Annotated in this window: 26 protein-coding genes and 1 tRNA gene; 20 read left to right on the top strand and 7 right to left on the bottom strand. The window is 39.8% G+C overall.

Annotation, left to right across the window (positions count from 1 at the left end):
• Positions 1–48 precede the first annotated feature (48 nt).
• The 3 genes from J8Z25_RS01825 to J8Z25_RS01815 all read left to right on the top strand — a co-directional run bounded on the left by J8Z25_RS01825 (position 49) and on the right by J8Z25_RS01815 (position 2,530).
• A complete protein-coding gene (locus J8Z25_RS01825) occupies positions 49–1,068 on the top strand; it encodes a tyrosine-type recombinase/integrase (protein WP_250661585.1) in 1,020 nt (339 codons plus the stop codon).
• Between the two features lie 126 nt (positions 1,069–1,194).
• Complete coding sequence (locus J8Z25_RS01820) at positions 1,195–2,280, top strand: tyrosine-type recombinase/integrase (RefSeq protein WP_250661584.1); 1,086 nt, start codon at positions 1,195–1,197, stop codon at positions 2,278–2,280.
• The gene (locus J8Z25_RS01815) at positions 2,270–2,530 is read left to right on the top strand and encodes a hypothetical protein (protein ID WP_250661583.1); all 261 of its coding nucleotides are present in this window, start codon (positions 2,270–2,272) and stop codon (positions 2,528–2,530) included. Before J8Z25_RS01820 ends, J8Z25_RS01815 begins: the two co-directional genes overlap by 11 nt.
• Here J8Z25_RS01815 and J8Z25_RS01810 read toward each other — a convergent pair.
• Positions 2,522–2,710: a hypothetical protein gene (locus J8Z25_RS01810; RefSeq protein WP_250661582.1), complete on the bottom strand. Its 189-nt coding sequence runs from the start codon at positions 2,708–2,710 to the stop codon at positions 2,522–2,524. The genes J8Z25_RS01815 and J8Z25_RS01810 overlap by 9 nt on opposite strands.
• A 116-nt stretch (positions 2,711–2,826) precedes the next feature.
• Here J8Z25_RS01810 and J8Z25_RS01805 point away from each other — a divergent pair, with 116 nt between their 5' ends.
• The 6 genes from J8Z25_RS01805 (at position 2,827) to J8Z25_RS01780 (ending at position 8,202) form a co-directional block, all read left to right on the top strand.
• The gene (locus J8Z25_RS01805) at positions 2,827–3,024 is read left to right on the top strand and encodes a hypothetical protein (protein ID WP_250661581.1); all 198 of its coding nucleotides are present in this window, start codon (positions 2,827–2,829) and stop codon (positions 3,022–3,024) included.
• A 285-nt stretch (positions 3,025–3,309) separates the two neighbouring features.
• On the top strand, positions 3,310–4,188 hold the full coding sequence (locus tag J8Z25_RS01800) for a hypothetical protein (RefSeq protein WP_250661580.1): 879 nt from the start codon (positions 3,310–3,312) through the stop codon (positions 4,186–4,188).
• A gap of 125 nt (positions 4,189–4,313) precedes the next feature.
• Positions 4,314–4,868: a hypothetical protein gene (locus tag J8Z25_RS01795; RefSeq protein WP_250661579.1), complete on the top strand. Its 555-nt coding sequence runs from the start codon at positions 4,314–4,316 to the stop codon at positions 4,866–4,868.
• Between the two features lie 160 nt (positions 4,869–5,028).
• Positions 5,029–5,493, top strand: a complete 465-nt coding sequence (locus J8Z25_RS01790) for a hypothetical protein (protein WP_250661578.1) — start codon at positions 5,029–5,031, stop codon at positions 5,491–5,493.
• Positions 5,493–6,968 (top strand): DUF5906 domain-containing protein, encoded by a 1,476-nt coding sequence (locus J8Z25_RS01785; protein WP_250661577.1) that lies wholly within the window; start codon positions 5,493–5,495, stop codon positions 6,966–6,968. Before J8Z25_RS01790 ends, J8Z25_RS01785 begins: the two co-directional genes overlap by 1 nt.
• 1 nt (position 6,969) lies before the next feature.
• Positions 6,970–8,202 (top strand): DNA polymerase, encoded by a 1,233-nt coding sequence (locus J8Z25_RS01780; RefSeq protein ID WP_250661576.1) that lies wholly within the window; start codon positions 6,970–6,972, stop codon positions 8,200–8,202.
• Positions 8,203–8,234: 32 nt separating this feature from the next.
• On the opposite strand, the gene J8Z25_RS01775 is transcribed toward J8Z25_RS01780, so the two are convergent.
• The gene (locus tag J8Z25_RS01775; RefSeq protein ID WP_250661049.1) at positions 8,235–9,134 is read right to left on the bottom strand and encodes an IS5 family transposase; all 900 of its coding nucleotides are present in this window, start codon (positions 9,132–9,134) and stop codon (positions 8,235–8,237) included.
• Positions 9,135–9,249: 115 nt separating this feature from the next.
• On the opposite strand from J8Z25_RS01775, the gene J8Z25_RS01770 reads away from it, so the two are divergent.
• A complete protein-coding gene (locus J8Z25_RS01770) occupies positions 9,250–9,714 on the top strand; it encodes a hypothetical protein (protein ID WP_250661575.1) in 465 nt (154 codons plus the stop codon).
• Positions 9,715–9,977: 263 nt separating this feature from the next.
• On the opposite strand, the gene J8Z25_RS01765 is transcribed toward J8Z25_RS01770, so the two are convergent.
• Entirely contained in the window at positions 9,978–10,169 is a 192-nt protein-coding gene (locus J8Z25_RS01765; RefSeq protein ID WP_250661574.1) for a hypothetical protein, read from the bottom strand.
• A 174-nt stretch (positions 10,170–10,343) separates the two neighbouring features.
• On the opposite strand from J8Z25_RS01765, the gene J8Z25_RS01760 reads away from it, so the two are divergent.
• The 3 genes from J8Z25_RS01760 to J8Z25_RS01755 all read left to right on the top strand — a co-directional run bounded on the left by J8Z25_RS01760 (position 10,344) and on the right by J8Z25_RS01755 (position 15,026).
• On the top strand, positions 10,344–14,270 hold the full coding sequence (locus tag J8Z25_RS01760) for a hybrid sensor histidine kinase/response regulator transcription factor (protein ID WP_250661573.1): 3,927 nt from the start codon (positions 10,344–10,346) through the stop codon (positions 14,268–14,270).
• 154 nt (positions 14,271–14,424) lie between these two features.
• On the top strand, positions 14,425–14,592 hold the full coding sequence (locus J8Z25_RS20825) for a zinc-ribbon domain-containing protein (RefSeq protein WP_350338350.1): 168 nt from the start codon (positions 14,425–14,427) through the stop codon (positions 14,590–14,592).
• A 14-nt stretch (positions 14,593–14,606) separates the two neighbouring features.
• On the top strand, positions 14,607–15,026 hold the full coding sequence (locus tag J8Z25_RS01755; protein WP_250661572.1) for a hypothetical protein: 420 nt from the start codon (positions 14,607–14,609) through the stop codon (positions 15,024–15,026).
• 32 nt (positions 15,027–15,058) lie between these two features.
• On the opposite strand, the gene J8Z25_RS01750 is transcribed toward J8Z25_RS01755, so the two are convergent.
• A complete protein-coding gene (locus J8Z25_RS01750; RefSeq protein WP_055022332.1) occupies positions 15,059–15,958 on the bottom strand; it encodes an IS5 family transposase in 900 nt (299 codons plus the stop codon).
• 136 nt (positions 15,959–16,094) lie between these two features.
• On the opposite strand from J8Z25_RS01750, the gene J8Z25_RS01745 reads away from it, so the two are divergent.
• From J8Z25_RS01745 to J8Z25_RS01715, 6 genes are all read left to right on the top strand, one after another.
• Positions 16,095–17,474: a tetratricopeptide repeat protein gene (locus J8Z25_RS01745; protein ID WP_250661571.1), complete on the top strand. Its 1,380-nt coding sequence runs from the start codon at positions 16,095–16,097 to the stop codon at positions 17,472–17,474.
• On the top strand, positions 17,461–17,922 hold the full coding sequence (locus J8Z25_RS01740; RefSeq protein WP_250661570.1) for a hypothetical protein: 462 nt from the start codon (positions 17,461–17,463) through the stop codon (positions 17,920–17,922). Before J8Z25_RS01745 ends, J8Z25_RS01740 begins: the two co-directional genes overlap by 14 nt.
• 124 nt (positions 17,923–18,046) lie before the next feature.
• Positions 18,047–18,391, top strand: a complete 345-nt coding sequence (locus J8Z25_RS01735) for a hypothetical protein (RefSeq protein WP_250661569.1) — start codon at positions 18,047–18,049, stop codon at positions 18,389–18,391.
• A gap of 191 nt (positions 18,392–18,582) precedes the next feature.
• The gene (locus J8Z25_RS20820; protein ID WP_350338349.1) at positions 18,583–21,495 is read left to right on the top strand and encodes a collagenase; all 2,913 of its coding nucleotides are present in this window, start codon (positions 18,583–18,585) and stop codon (positions 21,493–21,495) included.
• Between the two features lie 120 nt (positions 21,496–21,615).
• Positions 21,616–22,053 (top strand): DUF6641 family protein, encoded by a 438-nt coding sequence (locus J8Z25_RS01720; protein ID WP_250661568.1) that lies wholly within the window; start codon positions 21,616–21,618, stop codon positions 22,051–22,053.
• Positions 22,054–22,055: 2 nt separating this feature from the next.
• Positions 22,056–22,484 (top strand): JAB domain-containing protein, encoded by a 429-nt coding sequence (locus tag J8Z25_RS01715; protein ID WP_062086155.1) that lies wholly within the window; start codon positions 22,056–22,058, stop codon positions 22,482–22,484.
• A 223-nt stretch (positions 22,485–22,707) separates the two neighbouring features.
• On the opposite strand, the gene J8Z25_RS01710 is transcribed toward J8Z25_RS01715, so the two are convergent.
• Positions 22,708–22,784, bottom strand: a tRNA-Ile gene (locus J8Z25_RS01710).
• Between the two features lie 364 nt (positions 22,785–23,148).
• Between J8Z25_RS01710 and hemN the strand changes: the two genes are divergently transcribed.
• A complete protein-coding gene (gene hemN / locus J8Z25_RS01705) occupies positions 23,149–24,522 on the top strand; it encodes an oxygen-independent coproporphyrinogen III oxidase (RefSeq protein WP_178926534.1) in 1,374 nt (457 codons plus the stop codon).
• 59 nt (positions 24,523–24,581) lie between these two features.
• Here hemN and J8Z25_RS01700 read toward each other — a convergent pair whose 3' ends face one another.
• Both J8Z25_RS01700 and yihI read right to left on the bottom strand, forming a co-directional pair.
• Entirely contained in the window at positions 24,582–25,097 is a 516-nt protein-coding gene (locus J8Z25_RS01700; RefSeq protein WP_130049869.1) for a DUF2489 domain-containing protein, read from the bottom strand.
• On the bottom strand, positions 25,094–25,693 hold the full coding sequence (yihI, locus tag J8Z25_RS01695; protein ID WP_167659002.1) for a Der GTPase-activating protein YihI: 600 nt from the start codon (positions 25,691–25,693) through the stop codon (positions 25,094–25,096). Before yihI ends, J8Z25_RS01700 begins: the two co-directional genes overlap by 4 nt.
• Positions 25,694–25,992 lie beyond the last annotated feature (299 nt).

Raw genomic sequence — 25,992 nt, 5'->3', positions numbered from 1 at the left:
CCTCAAAGGCTGGACGGTATACATAATTGTTTAAACAGGGTGTAATGCATGTCCATCTATAAACGTAAGAATTCAAGGTTCTACTACTGTGAAATCAATATCAACGGCAAGACGGTAATTCGCAGTACTAAAACTACTAAAAAGTCACTAGCATTGCGCTTTGAGAGTCAACTACGAGAAACGCTGTATAGGCAGCACGTATTAGGTGATAGACCGATTATCACTTTAGCTGAAGCAATACTGGAATACGCAACTAGCAAGAGTGGCTCGGTCAATAAACAAAACCTTGATACACAGATTAGAGCGCTGAATGCTCAACTATCGCGTGTGTATTCACTCCAAGCTGATTTACATGGCTTAAATGGTGGTCACTTAACGAGGTTAGTATCGCTTAGACGCAAAGATGGGGTTACAGAAGGCACTATCAGGTTAATGCTTACCACTTTAAAAGGGGTTGTTAATTGGTCAAAATCAGCCGGTTACTTGCAACCAGAAAATCTCGTAATACCTAAACTACGTGTTAATAATCAACGAACTAGAACCTTGTCTAATCAGGAAGAAGTTCAGCTACTCGAACGATTGAAACTGAACAAAAATCCAGATGACTATGATCTGGTCGTTTTATTGCTGGATACTGCGGCTAGATTAAATGAAATCCAACAATTACACTGGGAATCTGTTGATTTAGAAGCAGCTGAACTTCACTTGTGGCGAACTAAGACAAATACGGCATCTGTTCTGAAACTTACAGAACGCTCATTAAATATTTTAAAACGCCGATATGAATCAAGCTCCCAAAAAGAACTCGTATTCCCATCAAAAATAGGTGGCTTACGCAGAACTACACCTAAATCTATTCAAAACGTATATAAAGAACTTCGTTTGGATGGATTTTGCACTCACTCCATTCGTCATACAACGGCTTCTAAATTAGTAAAAAATGGCATGAGTTTATTTGCAGTTTCTAAACTTTTAGGGCACTCAAATATTTCAATGTCACAGCGCTATTCTCACTTGGAGCAAAATGCTGTAGCAAATCAAGCAGCTGAAATTCTCAATAACAATTAACAACCTAACTTGGCACTGAACAAGGATAAAAGTTTCGCCGAGATCTGGTAAGCCTGTTGAACTCAAACATAAATAGCTATGAAGCTGTATGACTTGGTACGAGTCAATTTAATAGGATTTATGATTATGAGTGTATTTAAAAGAAACGGTGTTGGTAACTACTACATCCAGTTTAACTTTAACGGAAAAACCTACTGTAAAAGTTCAAAAACTTCAAATAAGCGAACAGCGGAACGTATGGAGCGAGAATGGAGAGATGAACTGCATAAGATTGACGAATTAGGAGAGCGACCAAGAATTACATTGCGCGAAGCTCTGAATGGATACCTTGATGAAAAACAAGGTACTGGAAGCCAAAACTATGCATTTACCAACGTCAAAACAGTAACCGAGCGAGTTAATGTTGATGTTTATGTAGACCAGATTCGTGACTCAGATTTAACTAAATTTAAGGTGTCGCGTGAAAAGGAAGGTATAGCACCACAAACTATTAAACATAATTTTCAGGCCATTAGAAGTGCTGTAAATTGGGCTAAAGAGCATGGTTACAGTGTGAAAGAAGTATCGTTCCCTAAAATTAAGTTACCTAAGCATCGCTTACGTTACTTATCCCACGAAGAAGAAGCAAGGTTGCTTACCGAATTAGATCCTAAGCGTAAACGCCCGTTTCGCCCCGATTATGAGTACAGAACTGCGGAAGAAAACCGTCGATATCAAGATAATTACGATTTGGTTGTCTGCCTTCTTGATACTGGAGCGCGATACTCAGAAATTGCTGCTATTAAGTGGGATTCAATAAATATTAAAGAAAGTACATTGAACTTATGGCGACCAAAGGTCAGGAACGAATCTATTATCTACATGACAAACCGAGTTAAAGAAATTTTTAAACGTCGATTCGAAAATCGGTTGTCTGAAGAATTTGTATTTACGAACTCAAAAGGTCAACCAAGAGGTTATCAAGCCAAGGGTATTAGAGCTGCGATCAAACGTGCTGGCATTGAAAATTTTAAAATTCACGATTTGCGTCACACCTGTGCAAGTCGCTTGGTTCAAGCCGGTCTAAATTTGTATGAGGTAAAAGAAGTGCTAGGTCACACAGATATCAAGACAACGCAAATCTACGCCCACCTAGAACGAAAAGATATTACAGCCAAAGCACGTGATATTTTGGAACGATTACAACCAATTGGAGGTAACCATGTTGCTTAACGATGTTTTACATGAATCATCCGTTGGCTGGTGGAATAAAGCGCTGTATATACTTGATAAATTGTTTGGTTTTGAATCTGACGGTAATTCTAAACTGAAGCGGGTTAAACAATTGTTCGATCAGAAATCGGGAGAACATGTTATTTACTTGGAATATCGTGTTAAAGCCTCAAATCAATCGCCGATTCAAACAACTTTAACTCGTAAACCCAAAGTGAAAGCTGACAAAAAGGCTAAGGGTTCAAAGTAACATTTGAACCCCATTACCCCAACAATATAAATGTCCATTTGCCAAACGAGTATTACCTGAAGCTTTACAGTACCAGCCAAGTAATACACCGTCCGTTCTTCTTGCTTCAATACGATTGCCAACATCAGTAATTCGCCCAATCAGTTGACCACTTGGTAGCCGTATTTGCTTTTCTATCATCAGTTCCACCTCGCAAATTGATAAATTTATCATCAGCAAGACTTGGTTAATTTTCAACTGTTGTCTGATTTCCTGTGCCTTGTAGATACTGAAATAAAAATTTATTGAAGATAGTTATGGTCAAAACAAAGAAAGACTTACCTGAAACCAAGATGGATAAAGCCACTCAAGTTTACTTAAAAATGAAGCTTCAGGATGGTATCAAGCGGAAAGATATTATTGCTGCATTTATAAGCACCTGTGGTTTAACCCCAGCAGGTGCGTCAACGTATTACCAAAAGATCAAGAAGAAACAAGCCCACAGGAATTATTAAGAATATGTTGGTTGTATCCAACCAACAGGTGTACGTGAGTTGTTCCAACTCCCATCACCGCGACCTCTGGGGCATACTTCATATACTCCACACAAAGCGAGTTTTAACTAAAAAACCTCACTACTAAAAAATTAATTAATAAAAAAACAAAATACTGGAGTATATACAGTATATGGATTTAAGATCATGCAGCTGCTATTCATCCCGTATTAAATGCAAGCAGATTTAATCAATCGGATCAATCAACTAAGCATTTCCAACACCACCAGTTATAGGAGCTGAAACTTGTATTCACTGCAACACATCATCGATAAAACCACCACCTTAGAGCAAATCAAGCAAGCTTTATTAACTAATCAACGGGATCACTTTATTCCGTTAATTGACGATGCGTTATCTATTATTTTTGGTGATGAAGAACCGGATTCTGAAACCTTGGAAATGTTGTTTGAGCAATTAGAAGGGATTAAGAACCTTGGTTTTGATGATGACCGAATGAATGACGAATACTACCAAACGAAAGCTATGGAACTTGGTGGCTTAAGTTGCGGATTAAAGGCTTATATTGACACCAACCAACCTGTTATAGAAAGCACTCATTTAGCCATCTACGTATTAATCCAATGCATTGAAGTGCTAAACCTATCAGCTACCGACAACGCGCTGATACTTAATTTATACAAACAAGCAATAGAAGCTCTCACAATTGCTCGTTACGCTACTGCCTATCTAGACTTATGTGGCGATCATTATGTGGAAATACACCGCGATCGCCTTAAAAAAGAACATAACATTAGCTTAAGTAACCGAGTTAAAGCCCGAGCAAAACAACAGAAAGATTTAGCAAAGAGAGAAAAATATGCAGACAAAGTCTATGAAATAGCACTTAAGGTTTGGAGTATAGAAGCATATGTTCCAGTGGGGGCTTTGGCTGAAGAAATTAACAATCAAGTTTATGTAAATAGTGACGCAGCTAACAAAGGTTATTTAAAAATGGATGACAGCAAACTTAAACAGTATTTTAAAAACCAACCCGAAACACCGTCAACTGCAATATTGAAAGGCCCTCCCAGTAACAAACGAACTCATAAACAATATGAAGGATTACATTTTATCGATTTCGTTCCGCTGCTTGTTAAAGAAAACTTAGTACCTCTAGATTAACTCTTCATAAAAATAAGTATCCGAGCTGCCCACCTAACAATGGGCAGTCACACTACTTGTCATTTTTCAAATCTCTAAGATGTGTCCCTGTCGAAAGCAAACAACGTTATCTAAGGAGATACAAAATGACGACACAATCTACACTAAACACTGACCCTACCAACATTAACGCCGTAAGCAATTTCTTTGAGCAATCAGAAGCCGCTTATGAAGCTATGGTGTCAATTGTTGGCGAACCGCTACGTCAAATACTTGAACCGTATTGGTTAACCGCTAACCCTGACACCAATAAGCTAAGGTTAAAGTTAACTTCCGCGCCCATTTCGTTAGAAATGACATTCTGGGAGTGGATAGCATTAATCCTAGAGCCTCAGCTAAATGGCGAGTTTGAAGGGCTTCAAGTCATCGATACTTACTTTCAAGGTCAGAAGTTGTATGACTTAAGCCACTTAGATTCTACTGAGTTAACCAGCATTGTCCTATGTTATCAGCTCGACGAAGACGGTGAGCGCATAGAAGGTGCTAACGATCTGGAAATCAGTGTCTACTGGCATAAAGACATGACGCAAACCAATGATGTGCTGTTAATCGAAAAGCTTTTTACCGACATGGTGAAGCGTGACTTTACGATTGAACATTTAGACCACTACCTAGCGTTAATTGGCAATCCAGACGAATAACGCTCCAGCGTACCGTTTAACAAACTTAATCCGTAATAAAAACCGCGCAGCTGCTCTGAAATCGAGTAAGGGACAGCTGCGCCTAGAAACCGCCGATTTAGGCAAACTTAACCGCTTAATTACGTTAATTAGGCACAAAGTCAACAAGAGGGTAATCACCATGACTTTTAATAAAGCAAAACTAGTAGCCGCCATCGAAGCAGGTATCAACCAAGACGCGAACCAAGTTGAGGTTGAAGCCGCTACTGCCGACATAACTAGCGACGAAAGGCCGCTAACCTTAGAGGAAGTTAAAGACCGTATGACCAGCTTCAACGACGCTGAGCGACCTGTAAAAATTCGCAACGTTGAGTACTTCGAAGCTCTTTCGAAAAACAACAACCCCTACGTAAAAATACGTTGGCAGAGTATGTACCTTGATACTAAATCGTCCGAGTGGCGAGATAAAAAAGGTGTCATTTTTGATGGTCAAGGCAAGTTGGTACATGACTACCTTGTAGAGTTTGGTATCAATGAAGAAGACACCTACATAGTCCGTAGTAAAAAGGTGAAGGGCAATGATGGCAGGGAATTCAGCCAATGGATTAGCTTCTGTCATATTGATGCGTACGACGAGGTTGCGTAATGGCTCAGATAACGAAGCATACTCAGGAACGTCTACACACATTAAAGCGTGATGACACTGATAGCTTGTTAATTGCAAAACGAGAGTGTGCCAGAAAAGGCATTCCTTGGGACGAGGCGCTCGATTGCATACCTAAAGCGATTTATGATTCGTTATCTCCCGCTCAGCTAGCAATAGCTGAGTCGGGACTCGAGTCCAGTGTTATATCTCCCGAGTTAAATAGCGACAACCCTATCTCGATGCACTATGCGGCGAGCTATTTTCTATCCAACTTCAAACAAAGCGAAGTCAATGGGCAACTAGTTACTTATGAAGTTATTTCAGAGCAAGATAAGACCTTGCAACCTATCTTAGAAAAGGAAATTGATAAAATACTTGCGCGTGAAATATCGACTCGTTGGTTACAGGAGTTAGGTGTTCCACTACCACCACGCAAAGCTAATGAATTGGTTAAGTATTGGCTCAATCATACCGAGTTAGTTGCCGAGCCAGTTATCATGGGGTTGCCTGGTGATGATAATTGGTGTCTGCATCGCAGCAAATACTTTCCAGACCCAAACGTGGAATTCCCCACATGGCAGCGAATACTTGACAGAATGAGCGACCCAATTGCTTTTGCCGCATGGCAGTACGGTGTCTACACTGGCAACTATCAAGGGCGACAAATGTTATGGATGCATGGCGAAAATGGCGAAGAAGGAAAATCGGCAATTGCCCGTATTATTGGGCAAGAACTCTATGGGCCTGCTCACAACGCCATATCCAACGCATCGATAAACTCGAATGAAAAGCGGTTTCTAAATAGTCATTTTGAACATGCAGCGTTAGTGATTTATCCCGATGCTAGCAACCGCAAGTGCTTGTCTAGCGAAGAATTTAAAACACTGGCAAGTGCAGGATCTGATCCTGTACTGATAGAGCGTAAAGGCAAGCAGGCTTACACTGCTTACTTAAATGCCAGAATGTGGATATGCTCAAATTTCTCACCAGAAGTCACTAGTGATAATTTCATGACCAGTCGTCTATTGTATATAAGCATTTCGCCTATGGTGGACGAAAAACCTGACCCAACAGTGAAGGAAAGGTTGAAGGCGGAGTTATCAGGCTTTTTAGCTTATGCAGAGCAATGTTACGAAGAACGTTGTCCTGACAACTACCGCATACAAACTGATACAGATAATGATGTAAAAGCACTGACAGAGCAGTACTTTGAACACTTTGATATTATTTTCAGTAAACACTGGCAAGTAGACGAACAATCAGAAGTTGCAGCTTCAATTATTAAAGAAAAATTGAAAGTAGAAGGACTACAAAGTAAGCCTCAGTATGATCAGTTTGTTGATTGGTTGGTTAATCGAAAAGGAGCAAGGTGGAAAAAACGCTCTGAAGAGAATGGCCGTATTTTCTACGCAGGCATTGCGCCAGCCGAAGGTAGGCGGCTTAGCCTCGATGAAGTAATGACAATGGAGTCGTGATATGGATATCCTCTCCGTTTCTATCCGAAGCGATATAAGCAGCAATGGCTACCAGTTAGAATATTGCTGCGGTATATCACCAATGGTAAATCAGGTAAGTGTCTATTGCCGATCAGGTAGTGAGTTAGAGATAAGACTTACAAAATTACAGCAACAGCACCCTACAGCTATATGGTTAACTTCTGATTTAACTGCTTTAGTCAAAACTGCATTAGAAACAGGCTTTCAATTGACCCAAGTGCCTTTGATTGACTTAACCGCTGAAGCCAAAATGTTGATGCTAACGCATCCAAAGTATCAATCAGCAGACCTCAGTATAGAAAACGCGTATTACGTTTTTAATGTGAAATTAGAGACAAGCCATAGCCATAGACAAACAATCCTCTTTAAGCGAGTTTTAGATCTGTTAAATGCAAGGCTACAGGATTCAATAAGAACTAATGCCATTATTCAACAAATGGTCATTCGAGGTGAGTATATAAAGGCCATCGTTAAACTGGATAAACAAGGGGCTGGCTTTCCAATAGATCAAGATAAACTCAATGACTGGTTCGTAAACCAAGCGGATACCATTGATAGAATTCAGCAGAAAGTAAATGATGTATATGGTGAGATTTATGTAACGACCTCTGACAAAAAAGGCCGAAAACTGAGCCATGAGAGGCTAAAGTTATTAGCTAATATTAACAATATACCATGGAAAACGTGGGGTAATGGCAGTTATTTAAACTTAGATAAGAGCTACTTAAAAGAATTGGCAAATCACCACCCAGGTTTAACCATGTTTTATCACTCGATTACTTTCATCAACGCTATTAATTCAAGCGATTTAAGACATCTAAGCAACGATGGATATATCAAACCAAGCTTGTTTTTGATGAGTCAGAAAACAGGTCGTAACAGCCCTAAACCATCGGAAGGATACTTGTTAAATGCAGGGGCTTGGATACGCTCTCTTATCACTCCAAAACCTGAACACTGCGTTATTGCAATTGACTGGTGCCAGCAAGAAATTGGTATTGCTGCGGTGTTATCGGGTGATCAGAAATTGATGCAGGCATACAACACAGTAGATGGCGATGTGTATATTGCTTTAGCAAAGCAAGCGGGTTTTGCTCCACCTAGTGCTACAAAATATACTCACCCTGAAGTACGACAAATATTTAAAACTGTACAAATCGGATTAGGGTATGGCAAAACAGTCTGGTCATTAGCAAAAGATAGGCCTTGTTGATCAAATACAGCTCTCTAACAAACTCACTTAACTTACTGATATTTAGGCAGACCAAGGGTGTTGATCTTATTTAGCGCCTTCACTTTGATCATCGCTTCAACCAGCTGGCGATTGTAATCACGCGCATTTAGCTTAGCCCCCATCAACTGTTTAAAACGGTACATCGCTGTTTCTGCTAATGAGCGCACATGATATCCACTGAGCTTTTTCCATTGTGCGATTCCTAACTTATTGCACAACATGACAGCCTCATTGCGTGGATGCTTATCAGTCCACAGCCGTGCATTCTCTCTCGGCGGGATAGCAGGTATCGCGCCTTTTTCAGTAATTTCTGCATAGCAGCGGCGGCTATCATAAGCACCATCAGCGCTCACTCTATCTATACGCCGGCGTAATGGTCTTATCAAATCTTGGAGGGTCTCGCCGTCGGTGACGTTACTGAGCGTCATTTGCGCCCCCACAATATCATGCGTGTTGGCATCCACCGCAAGGTGCAGTTTTCGCCACTTTTTTCTTGCCTTTACGTGGTGCTTCTGTGCATGCCATTCACCTTCGCCAAACACCTTAAGTCCTGTGCTATCAACTACAATATCTACAAATCCAGTGGTGCGGACTTTACTGCGAAATTTAATATTCAACTCAGCACTGCGCTTACACAGACAACTGTAGGTTGGGGCTTCAAGCGGAAGCTTCATCAAAGATAATACCGATTGTGTGAACCCTTGTAGTGCCCTGAACGACAAGCCAAAGACAGCTTTGAGTGTTAAGCAAGTTTCAATAGCAAGATCAGAGAAATGATTAGAGCGGCCACGCCCACCGTGAGTACATTCGTTATACCAATGACGCGTTGCTTTTTCGTCAAACCAGAAGCGAATATTACCGCGGTTAACGAGGGCTTGATTATAGTGAGACCAGTTTGTGATTTTGCTCATTGTTGTTGCACGGGCTAGTAGGATATAGATGATCTGATCACAGGCTGGCAAGATAGTTCAAACTTTTAGGAAACAACGCCCAAAAGATATTAAAGCTAATTCAAGCAACCTATCGATGGCACAAGCTTATAACAAAGCACAGCAAATTCACGATTGGCATAAGGAAACATTCTCAGCCTACTGGCAATGGATAAACGCTGGCATCAACCGAGCCCGAGAGCAAAAATTTATGCAATCACAGGATGGTTGGACTTACTTTGTTGACGATAAGATAAAAGATACGCAACTTCTTAATTTTCCAATGCAATCGAATGGCGCAGCATTAATGCGCTTAGCTATCATAGAGTTAGCTAAGTACCATGACATTGACTTTATCTGCACACAGCATGATGCAATTTATGTTAATGCAACTGTTACGGAGCAATCGCAGGTAATAGAGAAAATTCAGACGGCAATGGATTTTGCCTGCAATGAGTTATTTGAAGGTAAACTTTTATTACGGACAGAAGTCAGTATTTACCATGAAAATAACCCGTTAATACAATGTAGGGATATACCAGATATACTCCATCAAATTTAGATTTTTGATAAAAACCTGATTGTTTCTAGCCGTATTTTAAAAACTAAAGAACACTTGAGTATATCTGGTATTAAACCTGAACCAGTTGGTTCAAGGCTTCTCTTTACTGGGCACTACCGTGGGATCCGTACGCGGATATTCTTTGATATGAACACTAGGTACTTACTGTGTCTTGTTAAAAAAATCAACGGATCTGGATATCCTTTCAGGTGAAATAAACTCTGCACCAAATTATTCGGGTTCAGGCTATGCAGGTGGGCTTTCTATGAGCTTTTGAGGTTTTTTACTGCTTGCTCAATTTTTGAATGCAGCGAATTGAGTTGGTCGTCATCCAATAGCTCAATACCAGCAATGTTTTCCAAAATAAGACCAATATGCTCACTAGTATCATCGTTAAGATTACCTGATTCAATCAACATTTCGGCTATCTGGTTGATCTGATTGTTCGTTAGCATGATGTCTCCTTATTGATACCATATAACCTTCCTGTGGTTTCGATCTTGAGACAACGATATTCTGGTGTTTTGTCGGATGCCGACATGAGCGTGTCGGTTAAGTGTATGAGACCGAGCAAGAAATAAAGTATGATTTGCTTATCATTATAATAATTCTAAAAACTTAACTTGATTATGGCGTTACTACGGACGGTTTTACTTTTTATATTCATCTATTCGGCATCATCAGCCGCGCAATTTTTACCGAACCCTAACTACACCAGCTATACCATTGAAGATGGTTTATCAAATAGTATGGTATACACCATTGCTCAAGATGGTGATGGTTATATGTGGTTTGGGACTGAGGATGGACTGAACCGTTTTGATGGCCAGAATTTCAAGGTATACCGCTATGATCCGACAGATGCAAATAGCTTGGTGGGAAATAGTATTAATCAAGTTTATCTGGCACCTGACAATTCTCTATGGATAGCGACCCATAATGGGATCAGCCAATACCATAAAGAGTCAGATAGTTTTACCAGCTATGATAGTTCAAAAGGTCTGTCTCACAACAATATTCAATCAGTACTGAAAGTAGGTAATGAGCTATGGTTAGGCACAGATAATGGGTTAAATGTAGTTAACATAACTACGCAAGAGGTATCGACTTTTCCTGTCAGTGATAATGGTAATGGAACCAATCATAAATCAATTCGTTCATTGGCAAGACAAGGTAATTATATTTGGATTGCGACTTGGGGTGGCGGTTTAAATCGCTATGACCTTACGTTAAAACGCTTTGATTACTTCCATCATGATTCGAATGATGATCGCAGCCTGAGTTCTGATACAGTCTATACATTGTTTAATACGACTGAGAACGAAATTTGGATTGGCACTGTACTTGGTGGCTTAAGCCGATTTAAAGCAGATTGTGAGTGCTTTGAACGATTTAACCCAAATCCAGAGTACCAGCAGTTGACTGTACCTAACTTGGTTGAAGACGCAGATTCGTTGTGGATTGCAACTAATAATGGTCTGAGTCAATTTTCATTTGAAACTCAAAATTTCAGCAATTACCCAATGCTTAAACCTTATGAGCTTGGAAATATCACCCGCGATGTCCGCTCAGTATTTATAAGTCGAGATGGCACCATTTGGCTAGGCAGTTTTCAAGGAGGTGTGATAGCCATTCCTGCTAATGGCTTTGCAATTCAAACCTATCAGTATTCAGAACAGGCTCCAAATAGCCTTAAATCCGACGATATAAATTCATTAACGCTCAACAATGGTTATCTCTGGACTGGCGCTGTTGGTGGCTTATATCGCTACCCAATTTCAGATGATGGTAGGTTGGGTAAAGCAGAGTTAGTGCTTGATACCTTTACCCTAAAAATAGAACCATCTAAAGACGGCAGTTTTTGGTTGGCGACAAACAATGGCTTGTATCACCTTGATGCCGCATTGAATACGATCTCACACAATGACCATTCCAAATTAATACCTGATATTGCAGGGGAAGGTGCAGTTTTAGATGTAGTTGAAACTACACAAGGCCAGATCTTTGTAGCGAATTGGCGTGGTGGATTAACAACGCTGGTGGATGAATATCAGGGTGATTTTAAGCAAGTGGGTGTTAGTGGCAATGCACGGGGTATCAAAGCAAACTCCAATATTTATACACTTGCAGAATACCAGAGTAACCAACTTTGGATTGGTACGATGGACGGAGTAAATCGTTATGATATTGAAAGTGATGTAATTCACCACTACCCACTACAATTAAGCGATAACCAACCCCAAGTTACTGTGTACTATCTGTATGTCGATGGTGCAGAGCTATACCTTGGCACCAGCAACGGAGTTTATCAATATCAATCATCATCAGATACGTTTAAGCACTATCCGTTACCGCTAAAAAGTCACTACATTCAGGCTATAACAAAGGAGTCGCAAAACATCTTTTGGTTATCGACGTTTAATGGTCTGTATCGTTGGAATAAATCAACGAATCAACTAAAAGCATTCTTTAAACATGATGGCTTGCAAAGTAGTGAGTTTAATACCAAAGGTGTTGCAACTGGCGTCGATGGAAGCCTTTATTTTTCAGGTATTGATGGTGTTTCAAAAATTATTCCCGAGAGATTAATACAAGGTGATTCTGCTGCTAGTTTGAGATGGATTACACCCGATAGCAAAACATTAGTTAGCGCTCCCCTTAGTTTAGAGTTCATGGCGTCAACAGACACGATTGCACTTGAGTACTTCGTTGATGATTTCTTTCAACCCAAACAACGCCAATTTAGGTATCGTTTAAATGAAGGTAAGTGGATTAATAATGGTAATGCTAGCAGTATTCAACTCAGTGGTTTAGCAAAAGGCTTGTATCGCATTGAACTCCAATATTCACACGATGGAATAGAATGGAATAATGCACAAAGTGACGTAAACATCTTGGTAAGCCCACCTTATTACCAATCAGATATCGCACTAACCTTATATTTCTTATTATTGATATTCACGGGCTATGGTTATTACCTGTATCGAACAAGCTTTCTATTAAGGCAAAAAGCACAACTGCAGAAAACAGTAGATGAAAAAACGGCTGAGCTAGCATCTACGTTGGAGCAAAAAAATCAGCTGTTTGCCAATATATCTCATGAGCTTAGAACTCCTATTACTTTAATCAATGCACCAATTGAACAATTAGCTCAACAACCTAATTTAACTGAGCAGCAGCAAAAGCTTATTCATTTGGCTAAGAATAATGGCAAGCGATTGTTTGGCTTGGTTGAGCGGATATTGCACCTTAGTAAAGTTGAACAAAAAGAAAAGCAAGTTGAGCCTATTAATATTGATGACTTACTTATACGTTATGTGATTGCCTTTGAGCCTTTGATGCAGCAAAAAGAGATTGAATTACATCAACATCTTAATAGCAACGCAATCATAGAAGCAGATAAAGAAGATCTGGTTTCGATACTTGAAAACCTACTTTCCAACGCATTGAAATACACAAGTGCTGAAGGTTGGGTAAAACTCGATTCAACGTTGGTCGATGGTAAATATCAGCTCATTGTTGAGAATCAACACTCAGGATTAGCAAATGAGCAAGCAAACAAAATATTCGATCGATTCGAACGATTAGGTCAATCCGATTCTGAACAAGGGTTTGGTTTGGGTTTATCGCTGGTACGAGATATATGTAGCCAAAATGGTTGGAATATAAACTGCTTAAGTAAAACTGGTTCAGTTGCTTTTAGTTTAATCATTAATGATTTTTGCATAGAAAGCAACCAAGAGTCTCCTGCTCAAAGGCAAATAATAGAGCTTGGTGCTAGTAAGGCACCATCTAGCAATCAAGAACAACAATCACTGCTGATTGTAGAAGACAATGATGAATTACGAGGTTTCTTGGTCGATTTACTATCAAGCGATTATAAAACATTCAACGCAGCCAATGGTTCAAAAGGGTTAGAGCTCGCCATTGAACACATTCCAGATTTGATAATCTCAGATGTCATGATGCCAGAAAAGGATGGTTTCTCGTTAGTTAAAGCCCTTACTGAGCATGATAATACCAGTCATATTCCTGCCATTATATTAACAGCCAAAGCGGATGAAGAAAGCGAATTAAAAGGGCTCGAATTGGGGGCGGTGGACTACATAGCAAAACCTTTTGAAGCTCGGCAATTGCTCCTAAAAGTTAAAAATACACTGGAGCGCCAAAAGCTAAGATTTAAAACTCAGCAAAATCCAGGCGACCCCATTGAAAGCATTGTTAGTGAACGCGATCAAAAATTCATTGAGCGTTTAAATCAACTAGTCGAGAAGAACTATGCGGACAATGAGTTCAGTGTCGAAAAGCTAGTTGACTCAATTGCCATGAGTGAAAGGCAGTTACAACGAAAGCTAAAGGCACTATTCAACCAAACGCCAGCCGAGTACATTCGAAATTACCGATTGCTAAAAGCAAAGGAATTGTTAATTGAAGGTAAATCTATTTCACTGACTTCCGATTTAGTGGGCTTTAATTCTTCCAGTTATTTTAGCCGAAGTTTTAAGACGGCTTTCGGGCAGTCGCCAAAAGAGTTTATAACTCAGTCACCTAAGTAAAATACATAGCTGATATTGTAAAAAAGTCGGCTATGTTCACCTATCTGTCGGATTCGTTCACCTCCAATTGATTGAATTTACTTACCTTTATTGTTGTTTCCTTTTCACTTGGGTGAAGGGAAGCTTAATTAAAAATACAATCAAAGGATATGTAATGAGTTTAGGTTATTGCCCCGAATGTAATGCTGAAATTTCTTCCAGAGCAACACGATGCCCTAAGTGTGGTTATGCAGGAGAGCCAAATATTTTATCCAGATTATTTACTATTGCCGCTTTTTGCCTTGGTGCATACGGAATAGTTAATTGGTTAATGTTGCAATAGAAGGAATAAAGAAAATGTCAAAGACTTTAAAAATTGTGTTAGGCGTAATATTTACTCTTACTGCAATCATTTACTTGGTAAACATTGGGGCTAAATCTTTTGAGGATGCAAATTCAATAGGTAGATTAATCAGCCACCTAGTTATTGGTGTTTTAGTTGGTGGCTTGATTGTATTCGGCTTACTACAAGCAGAGTCACAACAGCATATAGCAGCTAACAGGTGGGTGACTTTAAAACTTAATGATCATTTTAATGCGATATTTATTACAGGTATCGTTTCAATACTGGCTGTAGTCATTTCAAAGTCAGCGCATGAAGTAACAAAGTCCTCTTGGTATTTAGCAAACGAAATATCAAACAATGGAGTAGCAATATGTGATGAATATAAATCATCGGCTCAAGTCGAAAAGTCGAATGATAAATGGCCTTGTTGATCAAATGCAGCTCTCTAATAAACTCACTTAACTTACTGATATTTAGGCAGACCAAGGGTGTTGATCTTATTTAGCGCCTTCACTTTGATCATCGCTTCAACCAGTTGGCGATTGTAATCACGCGCATTTAGCTTAGCCCCCATCAACTGTTTAAAACGGTACATCGCTGTTTCTGCTAATGAGCGCACATGATATCCACTGAGCTTTTTCCATTGTGCGATTCCTAACTTATTGCACAACATGACAGCCTCATTGCGTGGATGCTTATCAGTCCACAGCCGTGCATTCTCTCTCGGCGGGATAACAGGTATCGCGCCTTTTTCAGTTATTTCTGCATAGCAGCGGCGGCTATCATAAGCACCATCAGCGCTCACTCTATCTATACGCCGACGTAATGGTCTTATCAAATCTTGGAGGGTCTCGCCGTCGGTGACGTTACTGAGCGTCATTTGCGCCCCCACAATATCATGCGTGTTGGCATCCACCGCAAGGTGCAGTTTTCGCCACTTTTTTCTTGCCTTTACGTGGTGCTTCTGTGCATGCCATTCACCTTCGCCAAACACCTTAAGTCCTGTGCTATCAACTACAATATCTACAAATCCAGTGGTGCGGACTTTACTGCGAAATTTAATATTCAACTCAGCACTGCGCTTACACAGACAACTGTAGGTTGGGGCTTCAAGCGGAAGCTTCATCAAAGATAATACCGATTGTGTGAACCCTTGTAGTGCCCTGAACGACAAGCCAAAGACAGCTTTGAGTGTTAAGCAAGTTTCAATAGCAAGATCAGAGAAATGATTAGAGCGGCCACGCCCGCCGTGAGTACATTCGTTATACCAATGACGCGTTGCTTTTTCGTCAAACCAGAAGCGAATATTACCGCGGTTAACGAGGGCTTGATTATAGTGAGACCAGTTTGTGATTTTGCTCATTGTTGTTGCACGGGCTAGTAGGATATAGATGATCTGATCACAGGCTGGCAAGATAGTTCAAACTTTTAGGAAACAACGCCATGATAAATTAATAAAGTCAGCTAGAACGCATTTTTCTAGCACAGAAATATTTCTAATGGCTTGTGATGCTGCTGTTGGTGAAAATAAAGAGCATGAGCCGTACACTCTAAAAATTGCGTTAACATATGTAGAGCAAGACAACCCTATAGGAGCAAGCACGTCACTTATTTTATTGAAAGATAGTGATAGCCAGAGGCAGGTTATTAAAAAGCTCGTACAATATGGCTATTTTGACACGGCGGCTGAAGTAGCTATTAATTTAGATAAAAAGGAACTTGTGTTTCTTGTGTCTAAGTACGAAGTGAAGCAAGAAAACTCTTATTCAACATTAACAAGGTATTTAGCTAATTCCGCTGACATTTCATCTTTGGATAAGTTAAAAGTTTATATAGAATTTTTTGAGGTATTAGGGAAATACGATCTTATTGTTGATACTTACAAAGCTGTTATCGAAGAAAGCTCTTATGATAATGAAATTTTATCTTACGCTAGTTTAGAGCTTGGAAAGCTATATTATTATTCTCCGCATATAAAAACTGAAATTGATAATGCACAGAAGCTTTTCAAAAGAGCAGCAGAATATGGAAGTGATGAAGCGAAATATTATTTAGCTAGAATATACTTGTATGAGAGAAATGATAATTCTGAAGCATTAAAACTTGTAAATGAGCTTCATAGCTCAGGCAATGCATCGGGCACGTATTTACTTGGCAGAATGACAACCAACGGATGGGGAGTTACGAAGAATGAAGCCAACGGTGTAGAACTCATTAAATTAGCTGTTCAACAAGGATTCACACCTGCATTTGCACAATTAGGCTGGCACTATATGAATGGTGTAGGAGTTGGCCAAGATTACGAAGCAGCAAGGGAATTGTTGGAAAAAGCAGCTAATACTAATGGGTTAGAAACTAGGTACGCTCAGTTTAATTTAGGTTGGATGTTTTACAATGGCATGGGCTTAACTAAGGACTACCAAAAAGCAGCCTCTTGGTTTAAGCGTTCTGAAAGCAGCGGCTTCAAGGATGCTTCCGCGATGCTAGGGAAAATATATGAAGAAGGTGGTTTGGGAGTTGATAAAAATATTGAGTTAGCTTTGAATTATTACCGCGAATCAGATAAAAGATGGGATGATGTAAGAAGACTATCAACCCTTGTCGAGAAAGAAAAAATTGAAAATGGAAAAGGTTATGTAGAACAAGGTGCATTTTTCTGTCCAGATACCCAATCAGCGCTTAGAGCAAAGGCATTGGACAATGCTTCCGATTATAACCCTTACGCAAGAACGAAAATCGGTGACTATTGTATTTTTAATACAAGAGGAAAGTTCTACTTAAAACAAGTAACTGCTATAAATTCAGATTTTGTTTATTTCCAAGACCTAGGCCGTCAATTAGTTGCATTAAGAAGAAGTGTAAAACTTGATGAAAGTTAATCTTATCTTCAAGGTCTTAATAGTGTTTTCAGGCCTATTAAATGTAGCATCCTGCACGTATCTTAAAGGACAGCAATGCAATTTATCACAAGACCTTTTATTAAAAGTTAGTCAGTATAATAGAGGTTCAATTAACGGTGGTTACGATGAAAATCACGACGGGGCAATCGATCATATCGAAGCATTTTCTAGCTGGGACTTTTCTCAGCTAGAACGTGTTTTACATTCAGGTGTTGAGCATAAAGAGTACTTTTGGGTAAACATTGATACATGCTATCAATTTCACGTAACGGCTAGCGATTTTTATGAAAACAAAACGATGCCTGTACTGTATCAAACCTGCCGTGACTTTTCCTACGCGGTTTATTCTCCCAATAAAGAATTAATTGGCAACGATACTGGAACTGGATGCCGCCACTTCACTAATCAGAAATGGGAAATTATGTAATTTGTCGGATATGTAAATCCTCTTGTCGGCCCCGTACAAATGCTCCAAGTGATTTCATTTAATACTTCAATGAAATAAAATAACGGCTAAATACAGCTATAAGCAATTGATTCATTGGAGTAACATGAAAACAACAACTACAGCAGGTGGAAGGTCTAAATTTAGTTATACAGGCTCATTAGCAGATGGATTTAAGCTGATGTTCCCATCAAAGCCAATATTAATAAAATCAGAAATTATCAATAGTTTGCTTTCAGCTTTTAAGGGGCAAAGTGTCCTTGGTGGGTTTCACGCGACTAAATCACCTGAAGGGAGTGTTGGTCACTATATTTCAACATATCAATCCAACACTATGAAAAGTAGCCTAAGCCCAGTATATGGAAGCCATATTATTGGCATTTTAAGAGATTTAGAGTTAGTTAGCGTAAGCAAAGAAAAATACAGTATAGTTGTTAAATTTTCAGACTAACGAGCAGCTTAAACTCCCGCTTGAAGTTCTACTCAACGGCACTCCAGCCATGTAATTCGTCGGTAATGTACAAGTAATTGTCGGTGGAGTTAACACTTAAAGTTATTTTATTTCATATGGTTAAGCCTATGTTTTCTTTCTTGCCAACTGGTTAGAAGCTAACTGGGTATTAACCTTAAAAGGAAATAAAAATGATAAGATGTACGCACTCATTATCAGCTATTGCAATAGCACTAACCTCTGTATTATCGCTCAATGCGAACGCTACAAGTGTGCATGGTTACTTTCACGGCAATGAAGGCATTGCACACATAAAAAATGAGCTTTCCGTTCCACTCCTTCCTACACCATTAACAGCAAGAGCACCACAAAAGCTAGCTTTCGCGAAAGCGCAATCAAAAACGATTTCGATGAATTCTGCATCAAGTGATCAAATTATTCCTGAAACTTGTGAGCCAAGTGAATTTGCTTCTTACTCGGGTAATGATTTTGTTGAATACGTATCTAATGCATATTTAAAACATGAAGTGTCTGCTGGTTACGATTGTTTTCGTTCAATAGCGGTGAAGTTTGATGAAGATACAACTGTGTTTAGTGAAGAAAATATCAATAACGTGGCAGATGCCATCGTTTCTGAAATCAACTCAGGTGATTACATTCCTGAACGTATTTTCGGCAAGCTGTTTTACCTTCGCGTCATGTATTACAACTATATGGTTCAAGGTGGATCGCATTCGGTTCCGGTAGATGAATCAAAAATTAAAGCAGCTTTTGATGTCATCATGGCTAATTACGATGGCAGTACTGTTGATGAAACTCATCAAATCACTATTGCTGAGTTATTCATTGCTTTAGGGTCGTACTACTCCCATTTTGATTTTATGGAAGTAGATGATGGCGGTACACGCTTAGCTAAGTGGTCAAGCATAGTACCTGATATGAAAAGCCGCTTATCGATAATTCAGGATAAATTCACCGCTCCTGGCGAAGAAAATCAATATGGACTGTATCGCGCGGCTAATAGCATTATCAACGAATACAACCGCATGGTGCGCTATTTTGTCGGTGAAGATGTGTATGATGATGCTGAAATGCCTAATATCTTGGCGCAATACATTTACAACATAAATGTAGATGACCCAGTACCTTCTAATGCAATACACGCACTACTTGCTATGGCTGAGATAGGGATTACCAATGAGATTGTTACAGCCGTTCAAGAAGTACTGGATGCAACGAGTAAGTTTAGTCAGCCACATGTCGCATTATTGCGTTCAATATCAAATTCTGGCTTGGATTGCACAGTGTTTGAGCGTGACTCCCTTCTGTGCGTTACGGATGAATTAATAGAAGAAATGCGAGACTTTGCGTTACCTTCAGAGTTTACTTTTGGTGATATTACCTTCAAAACCAAATTGTCTGAAGAACGTGCTCGCCACATATACAACTCCCTGCAAGCCACTCGTTCATTGTTTTTCCGTAATACTGGCATCACTGATGCGGTACAAGATGACCCTAATGAAAAATCCACTTTTGTGATTTATGGATCGCCAGAAGATTATCAAACCTTCCAAGGTTACTTATATGGCTTAGATGCCAATAATGGTGGTATCTACATTGAACAAGACGGAACTTTATATACCTTTGATCGACCTGATACTGAGATGTTTGTTCTTGAAGAACTAGCCCGTCACGAATACGTACATTACTTAAACTCACGCTATTTAGTAAAAGGTATGTGGGGTGAGACTCAAATGTATGAAAATGATCGCTTCGTGTGGTTTGATGAAGGAATGGCTAATTACTTAGCTGGTGCAAAACAATATGGTGGAACTGATCCTCTTGCAACAATGATCGAAATGAAAAGTTGGCACCGTGAACGTTCTATTTCTGAGATTACAGCCACTTCTTACAGCGATGATTGGATGTACCCATACAGTGCATTGTTGTTCAATTATTTGGATGAAACTGGAAGTGAATCAATAGTTGATATGGCTTCGGCTGTTGCGGCAGATGATGTTTTTGAATTTGATTCAATAGTTGCTTCATTGAGTAGTTTAGACAGTGGTTTTCAAACATACGTTAGTGAGTTAACAGCCGATGGATGGCAAGCTCCTTGGTATGAATACCAAACAGACGCATTATTGGAAGCTGATGGTGTAGTTGATATTCAAACTGTATTAACTGCATCAATGGGAGCTACAACCAGTTGCTCGGAATTAGACGCGTCTAATTTTAAATGCACATTTACTATTGAAGCTAATGGTGCCAAAGCCAAGCAAATCAGCATTGTTAATTCGGTGCTAGATACAGGCATTGAAGGTGCTTTATCTAATGGTTTGAATAACTTTGAAACTATGACTTGCCACCCGACTAAATTTAATACTGAAAACGTTGATGCTGAATGTATTGGTTTATTGCGTCCAGATAATATTGACTATGATGATGGTGTAACTGATACCGACGGTGATGGTTATCCTGATGAACAAGATGCATTTCCTAATGATCCTACCGAATGGGCTGATACTGATGGTGACGGTCATGGGGACAATAGCGATGCATTCCCGAGTGATCCGACTGAGTGGGTAGATTCAGATTCGGATGGCACAGGAGATAATGCAGATGCATTCCCTAATGATGCAAGTGAAAGCACAGATACCGATGGTGATGGCTACGGTGATAATTCAGATGTATTTCCAAATGATTCAACTGAATGGATAGATTCAGATTCTGATGGCATTGGCGATAATGCTGATGCGTTCCCTAATGATGCAAGTGAAACCACAGATACTGATGGTGATGGCTATGGGGACAATTCAGATGTATTTCCAAATGATTCAACAGAATGGATAGATTCAGATTCTGATGGTACAGGAGATAATGCTGATGCATTCCCTAATGATGCAAGTGAAAGCACAGATACCGATGGTGATGGCTACGGTGATAATTCTGACGCGTACCCAAATGATGCTTCAAAGTGGCAGAAAGAAATAACTCAACCTATTGCAGATACACCCAAAAGCAGCAGTGGTGGTAGCTTTGGCTTTATTTCCGCACTTCTTATGATTGGTATGGCGATCTTAAGAAGAAATAAACATTCTTAGTTTCCATCAGTTAAATACTTATGCCAGCAATATGCTGGCATTTTTTTTATATTTCCCGTTGCTAATGTTTGGAAAATGACTGGATGGTTATAGGGTCTTAAATAACCAACAGGTGAAGTAATGAGTCAATCAACACTAGCAAAATTGAAATGTACCGCCCGTCCGACTATTCCAGCTATCGAGCCTATTCAAGTTAAACGCGAAAAACTGATTGCCCGATTAAACGAACAACGTGCTATGGCTGCTTGCTTATTGGAAAATGAGGTGTATACCGCTTATAAAGAGGTTTGGATAACCGATGGTATTACCGGAGAGAAGAAACGAGTAAAGCAACCTAAGAAGCTAAGACAGTGGTTCTATCAAGTGAATGATACTTGGTTCTTTGAAATAAAGTATGGCAACAAGTCATTGGAATTACAGAAAGGAAAAGTTGCGATTGAAGTGGGTAAGCAAGAAAATTTACTGACAACAATCGACACCTTAATTCAGGCTGTTGAAATAGGAGAGTTAGATGTTCAGCTAAAAGCCGTTACTGGACCAAGAAAAGCAAAGGTCTAAGTGTGGCTATATTACGTGAAATAAGCTGTGTCTATACCTTTAGGGAAGTAGATGATGACATTTTGAATGTAACACTTGATAGTCCAGAGAAGGTCTATCAAGTGTTTAAGCATTTGAAACATGAAACCAAAGAGCGTTTTATCGTGGTGAACTTGAACAGCCAGCATCAAATTATCAATTATGAAGTTATAGCGATTGGCACGGTAAATCAGATATCACTTCGTCCGGCTGAAGTATTGAGAACAGCCATTTTAATTAACGCACCAGCTATTATTCTAATTCATAACCATCCATCAGGTGATCCAAAACCAAGTCAGCAAGATTTTCATTTTACCGAACAAATTAAACAAGCCGCAAAAATGTTCAGTATCGATGTACTTGACCATGTTGTTATTGGATATGAGCGTTTTGATAGAGCTGTCAGAGATTAAACCCTGTTAAAATCAGGGTTTCAACTAAATTCATAGTTACCAAAAAATTACACGAATTTCGTTACTAGGGGCGATCCCCAATCAAACGTGGCTACTTTTTGAAACGAAAATAAGGGAAATTCTAAGTGGTCCAAGATGACCTTGGTCGGGGTTGGCGACTTATCTGGTAAAACGGGAAGAAGTAAGTAGTCATTCACCATCTAACCCACTTATTTAGTGGAGATGGTGGCCCCACCTGGACTTGAACCAGGGACCTACCGATTATGAGTCGGGTGCTCTAACCAACTGAGCTATAGGGCCACATTTTTAAAGCTTGGACTTGCTTTTCTACTCTTACCACTTAAGCCCGCTCATTATGAGTCGTGTGCTCTAACCAACTGAGCTAAGGGGCCAATGTATTAGCGAAAGCTAAATTTTTGATGCGTTTAGCAGGTTTAACTGACTAAAGCGGGATGCAGTATAAAAAGTTTTTGTAACCTTGTCACTAGCAAAACCCTTTATTTTAACAATCACTAATTCAATTGCTCAAATAGTAAACTTTTTGTTTTTACAACAACCTTAAAGCATGCCGATTAGTTTCTAGCTTCCGACATTGTTCTAGATCAAATAGCTAGATCAGTAAACTCGTTAAAATAGCCGCTCAATCAATTGCGGAGTGCTGACTGTGATAAATTTACCAAGCTGGGATCAATCTCTGATCAACAAGTACAATATTTCTGGGCCTCGATATACATCTTACCCAACGGCATTGTCTTTAGCTGATGGTTATAACCAACAAGATATGATAAACGCGATTGCAGCGTCGAAAAGCCGTTCTTTATCGCTGTATATCCATATCCCTTTTTGCAGTCAGCTTTGTTATTACTGTGGCTGTAACAAGGTGATCACACGTCATCAATCCAAAGCCGATTTATACCTAGATAATTTAGCGCTTGAGATTGCTGAGCAAGCAACGCTTTTTGCTGATTATAAAGTTGAGCAACTGCATTTAGGAGGTGGTACGCCAACTTTTTTATCGGCAGAACAAATGAGCCGCTTAATGACGTTAGTTGAACAGCACTTTAATTTTGCTGATGATGCCGAGCGTGGTATTGAGATTGACCCTCGTTCTTTAGCTGATGGCATGCTAGTTCACCTACGTAAGCTTGGCTTCAATCGTGTCTCGTTTGGAATTCAAGATTTCAATGATGATGTGCAACTGGCGGTTAATCGTCCACAAAGCGTGCAATCTGTAAAAGGCTTGATTAGTGAAGCTCGTGAGCTTGGCTTTAAATCTATTAATGCCGATATGATTTACGGTTTACCTTTGCAAACGCCTGAGAGCTTCAAAGAGACGATTGCACAGCTTATTGAACTAAACCCCGATCGCGTTTCGGTATTTAACTATGCTCACTTACCAGATAGATTCGCAGCACAGCGCAAGATTAAAGACGCTGACTTACCATCTGCTGGCGATAAGCTCACTATGTTCAAAAATACACTTGAGCAGATGTTAGCGGCGGGTTATCAGTTTATCGGTATGGACCACTTTGCCCGTAAAGACAATGAACTGGCAATTGCGCAAAACGCAGGTCAATTACATCGTAATTTCCAAGGTTACACAACGCATGGACAGTGTGACTTATTAGGTTTAGGCGTGTCGTCTATTTCGCAAATTGGCAATGCTATTTTACAAAACGAAAAAGAGTTAAAGCACTATTACAAAGCTGTGCAAGAAGGGTTTGGCAGTGCAGTATGTAAAGGTGTCGCTCTAACTGATGACGATACTTTACGTGCCGCAGTAATCAAACAATTGATCTGCCAGTTTGAGCTTGATATTCCAGCAATCGAAGAACAATTTAATATCAACTTCGCTAGCTACTTCTGTGAGGCACTAAAAGCACTCGACCCACTGCTTGCTGATGGCTTGGTGACTGTTAGCCAAGATAAGATCACAGTAACAGCCCGCGGTAATTTATTTATTCGTATTATTTGTATGTGCTTTGATGCGCACCTACAACAACAAATCAAGCAAACTCGTTTCTCACGAGTTATCTAGCCCAACAAAAAGCAGAGCCTAGGCTCTGCTTTTTATTTTGCTTAAATCACAACTTCTGCTTAATTGAATACTACGTTTTCGCTGCCTGGCGCGGCTTTAAACTCTTCAATTATGCGGGCGCAATCTGCTTTAATCTCATCGCTATGCTGCTCTTCAGCACGCCAGCGAACGGTGTCCATTTTGAAAACCTCTTTTTTAGAGTATTTCTTTCGAGCATCGTGCGTTGGCATATCTTTTACGACTTCGTACATTTTAAAGATGCCGGGGTAACGCTCACTTAACTCAAACTCTTCTGCAAAGCTGTATTGAGAGATCAGCACCCAAATGCGTAAGCAGCCTTCAGAGAACTCACATTGCTCTTCATTCATTGCACGGGCAATTAAATGAATGCTATCGGCTAACTTTGCATTACGTTTTGCTTTTGATGCTGCAAGCTTTTGCTCATGTTCAGCTTGCTTCTTGGCGATAAGCTTATTTTGCTCTTTTAGTTTATAAAGAAGTTGTCCTGCATAAAACGCAAGCCCTGCGATAATTGCCGCACCAATTACTATGGCAATAATCAAGGTTGTGCTCATCGCTCATCCTCATCTTCGTCATCAAACCATTCGTTGGCTAAGTCATCTGATAAGTACTTATCGAAGTCAGACTCACCTTCATCGAATGAATCATCTTCAAAGTCATCTTCGTACTCGTCTTCATCTTCAATACCTAATAGCTCGCATAAAGCCTGATGACGAGCAATACGACTATTAAAGTACTTAGCATCTTTACCAGTTAATAACTCGCCACGCTCATGACGTTCAACCAACTTCAGTAGACGCTCGTCATTTTCTAGCGCTTCTAACTCTTGCTCTGGCGTTAATTCAGGCTCAGCCACTTTTTTAAGCTCAACCATTGGTTTCAAGTTGCGTTTCATTTCAACTTTCGGCTCGGCCTTAGGGGCAACTAAAGAAATAGGCTTTTTACTACCAACACGCTTATCTTTCGGTTGATTGTTCGCTGCTGCGTTTTCTGCGCTTAGTGCATCAGGTGCATTTCGAGACCCTGGTTTAGCGCCTTTGGTCTTTTTAACTCGCTGCTCTTTTAACGCGCGCATTTCTTTAAGCTTTTCTTTGCTTAAACGTACAGGACCATTTGATGGAATTTTACGCGACTTTTTCTTTCTACTCATATCTTGATCATCTCACTTAAGAGGTTGTGTACAACGCCTTTGTGGCATTGTAATGCTGGCATAACCAGAAGAATTCGATGTGCGGATGTGGTTGGTCAACTTGACGAACTGCGCACTTTTTATACTTTTAGTACAAACGGTGGCTATTGTAACAGGACAAATAAAAAGGCGGTAGAGAAAACATCTCTACCGCCTACTAATCTGAGCGCCAATTATCTGGACACTTCTCCCTTCGACTTTTTAGTCTTTATTATTTTTATTATTATTGTTTATCCATTTTGTTATTTTTTTAACCTTCC

This window comes from Pseudoalteromonas sp. SCSIO 43101 (assembly GCF_023650775.1).
Taxonomy (GTDB): Bacteria; Pseudomonadota; Gammaproteobacteria; order Enterobacterales; family Alteromonadaceae; genus Pseudoalteromonas; species Pseudoalteromonas apostichopi.
The sequence above is the reverse complement of the archived record's forward strand: the minus strand, read 5'-3'. Positions and strand labels throughout refer to the sequence as shown.

Excerpts from the sequence above, each read along its gene's own strand:
- J8Z25_RS01825 (WP_250661585.1), top strand. The coding sequence starts at position 49 with ATGTCCATCTATAAACGTAAGAATTCAAGGTTCTACTACTGTGAAATC.
- J8Z25_RS01820 (WP_250661584.1), top strand. The coding sequence starts at position 1,195 with ATGAGTGTATTTAAAAGAAACGGTGTTGGTAACTACTACATCCAGTTT.
- J8Z25_RS01815 (WP_250661583.1), top strand. The coding sequence starts at position 2,270 with ATGTTGCTTAACGATGTTTTACATGAATCATCCGTTGGCTGGTGGAAT.
- J8Z25_RS01810 (WP_250661582.1), bottom strand. The coding sequence starts at position 2,710 with ATGATAGAAAAGCAAATACGGCTACCAAGTGGTCAACTGATTGGGCGA.
- J8Z25_RS01805 (WP_250661581.1), top strand. The coding sequence starts at position 2,827 with ATGGTCAAAACAAAGAAAGACTTACCTGAAACCAAGATGGATAAAGCC.
- J8Z25_RS01795 (WP_250661579.1), top strand. The coding sequence starts at position 4,314 with ATGACGACACAATCTACACTAAACACTGACCCTACCAACATTAACGCC.
- J8Z25_RS01790 (WP_250661578.1), top strand. The coding sequence starts at position 5,029 with ATGACTTTTAATAAAGCAAAACTAGTAGCCGCCATCGAAGCAGGTATC.
- J8Z25_RS01785 (WP_250661577.1), top strand. The coding sequence starts at position 5,493 with ATGGCTCAGATAACGAAGCATACTCAGGAACGTCTACACACATTAAAG.
- J8Z25_RS01780 (WP_250661576.1), top strand. The coding sequence starts at position 6,970 with ATGGATATCCTCTCCGTTTCTATCCGAAGCGATATAAGCAGCAATGGC.
- J8Z25_RS01775 (WP_250661049.1), bottom strand. The coding sequence starts at position 9,134 with ATGAGCAAAATCACAAACTGGTCTCACTATAATCAAGCCCTCGTTAAC.
- J8Z25_RS01770 (WP_250661575.1), top strand. The coding sequence starts at position 9,250 with ATGGCACAAGCTTATAACAAAGCACAGCAAATTCACGATTGGCATAAG.
- J8Z25_RS01765 (WP_250661574.1), bottom strand. The coding sequence starts at position 10,169 with ATGCTAACGAACAATCAGATCAACCAGATAGCCGAAATGTTGATTGAA.
- J8Z25_RS01760 (WP_250661573.1), top strand. The coding sequence starts at position 10,344 with ATGGCGTTACTACGGACGGTTTTACTTTTTATATTCATCTATTCGGCA.
- J8Z25_RS20825 (WP_350338350.1), top strand. The coding sequence starts at position 14,425 with ATGAGTTTAGGTTATTGCCCCGAATGTAATGCTGAAATTTCTTCCAGA.
- J8Z25_RS01755 (WP_250661572.1), top strand. The coding sequence starts at position 14,607 with ATGTCAAAGACTTTAAAAATTGTGTTAGGCGTAATATTTACTCTTACT.
- J8Z25_RS01750 (WP_055022332.1), bottom strand. The coding sequence starts at position 15,958 with ATGAGCAAAATCACAAACTGGTCTCACTATAATCAAGCCCTCGTTAAC.
- J8Z25_RS01745 (WP_250661571.1), top strand. The coding sequence starts at position 16,095 with ATGGCTTGTGATGCTGCTGTTGGTGAAAATAAAGAGCATGAGCCGTAC.
- J8Z25_RS01735 (WP_250661569.1), top strand. The coding sequence starts at position 18,047 with ATGAAAACAACAACTACAGCAGGTGGAAGGTCTAAATTTAGTTATACA.
- J8Z25_RS20820 (WP_350338349.1), top strand. The coding sequence starts at position 18,583 with ATGATAAGATGTACGCACTCATTATCAGCTATTGCAATAGCACTAACC.
- J8Z25_RS01720 (WP_250661568.1), top strand. The coding sequence starts at position 21,616 with ATGAGTCAATCAACACTAGCAAAATTGAAATGTACCGCCCGTCCGACT.
- J8Z25_RS01700 (WP_130049869.1), bottom strand. The coding sequence starts at position 25,097 with ATGAGCACAACCTTGATTATTGCCATAGTAATTGGTGCGGCAATTATC.
- yihI (WP_167659002.1), bottom strand. The coding sequence starts at position 25,693 with ATGAGTAGAAAGAAAAAGTCGCGTAAAATTCCATCAAATGGTCCTGTA.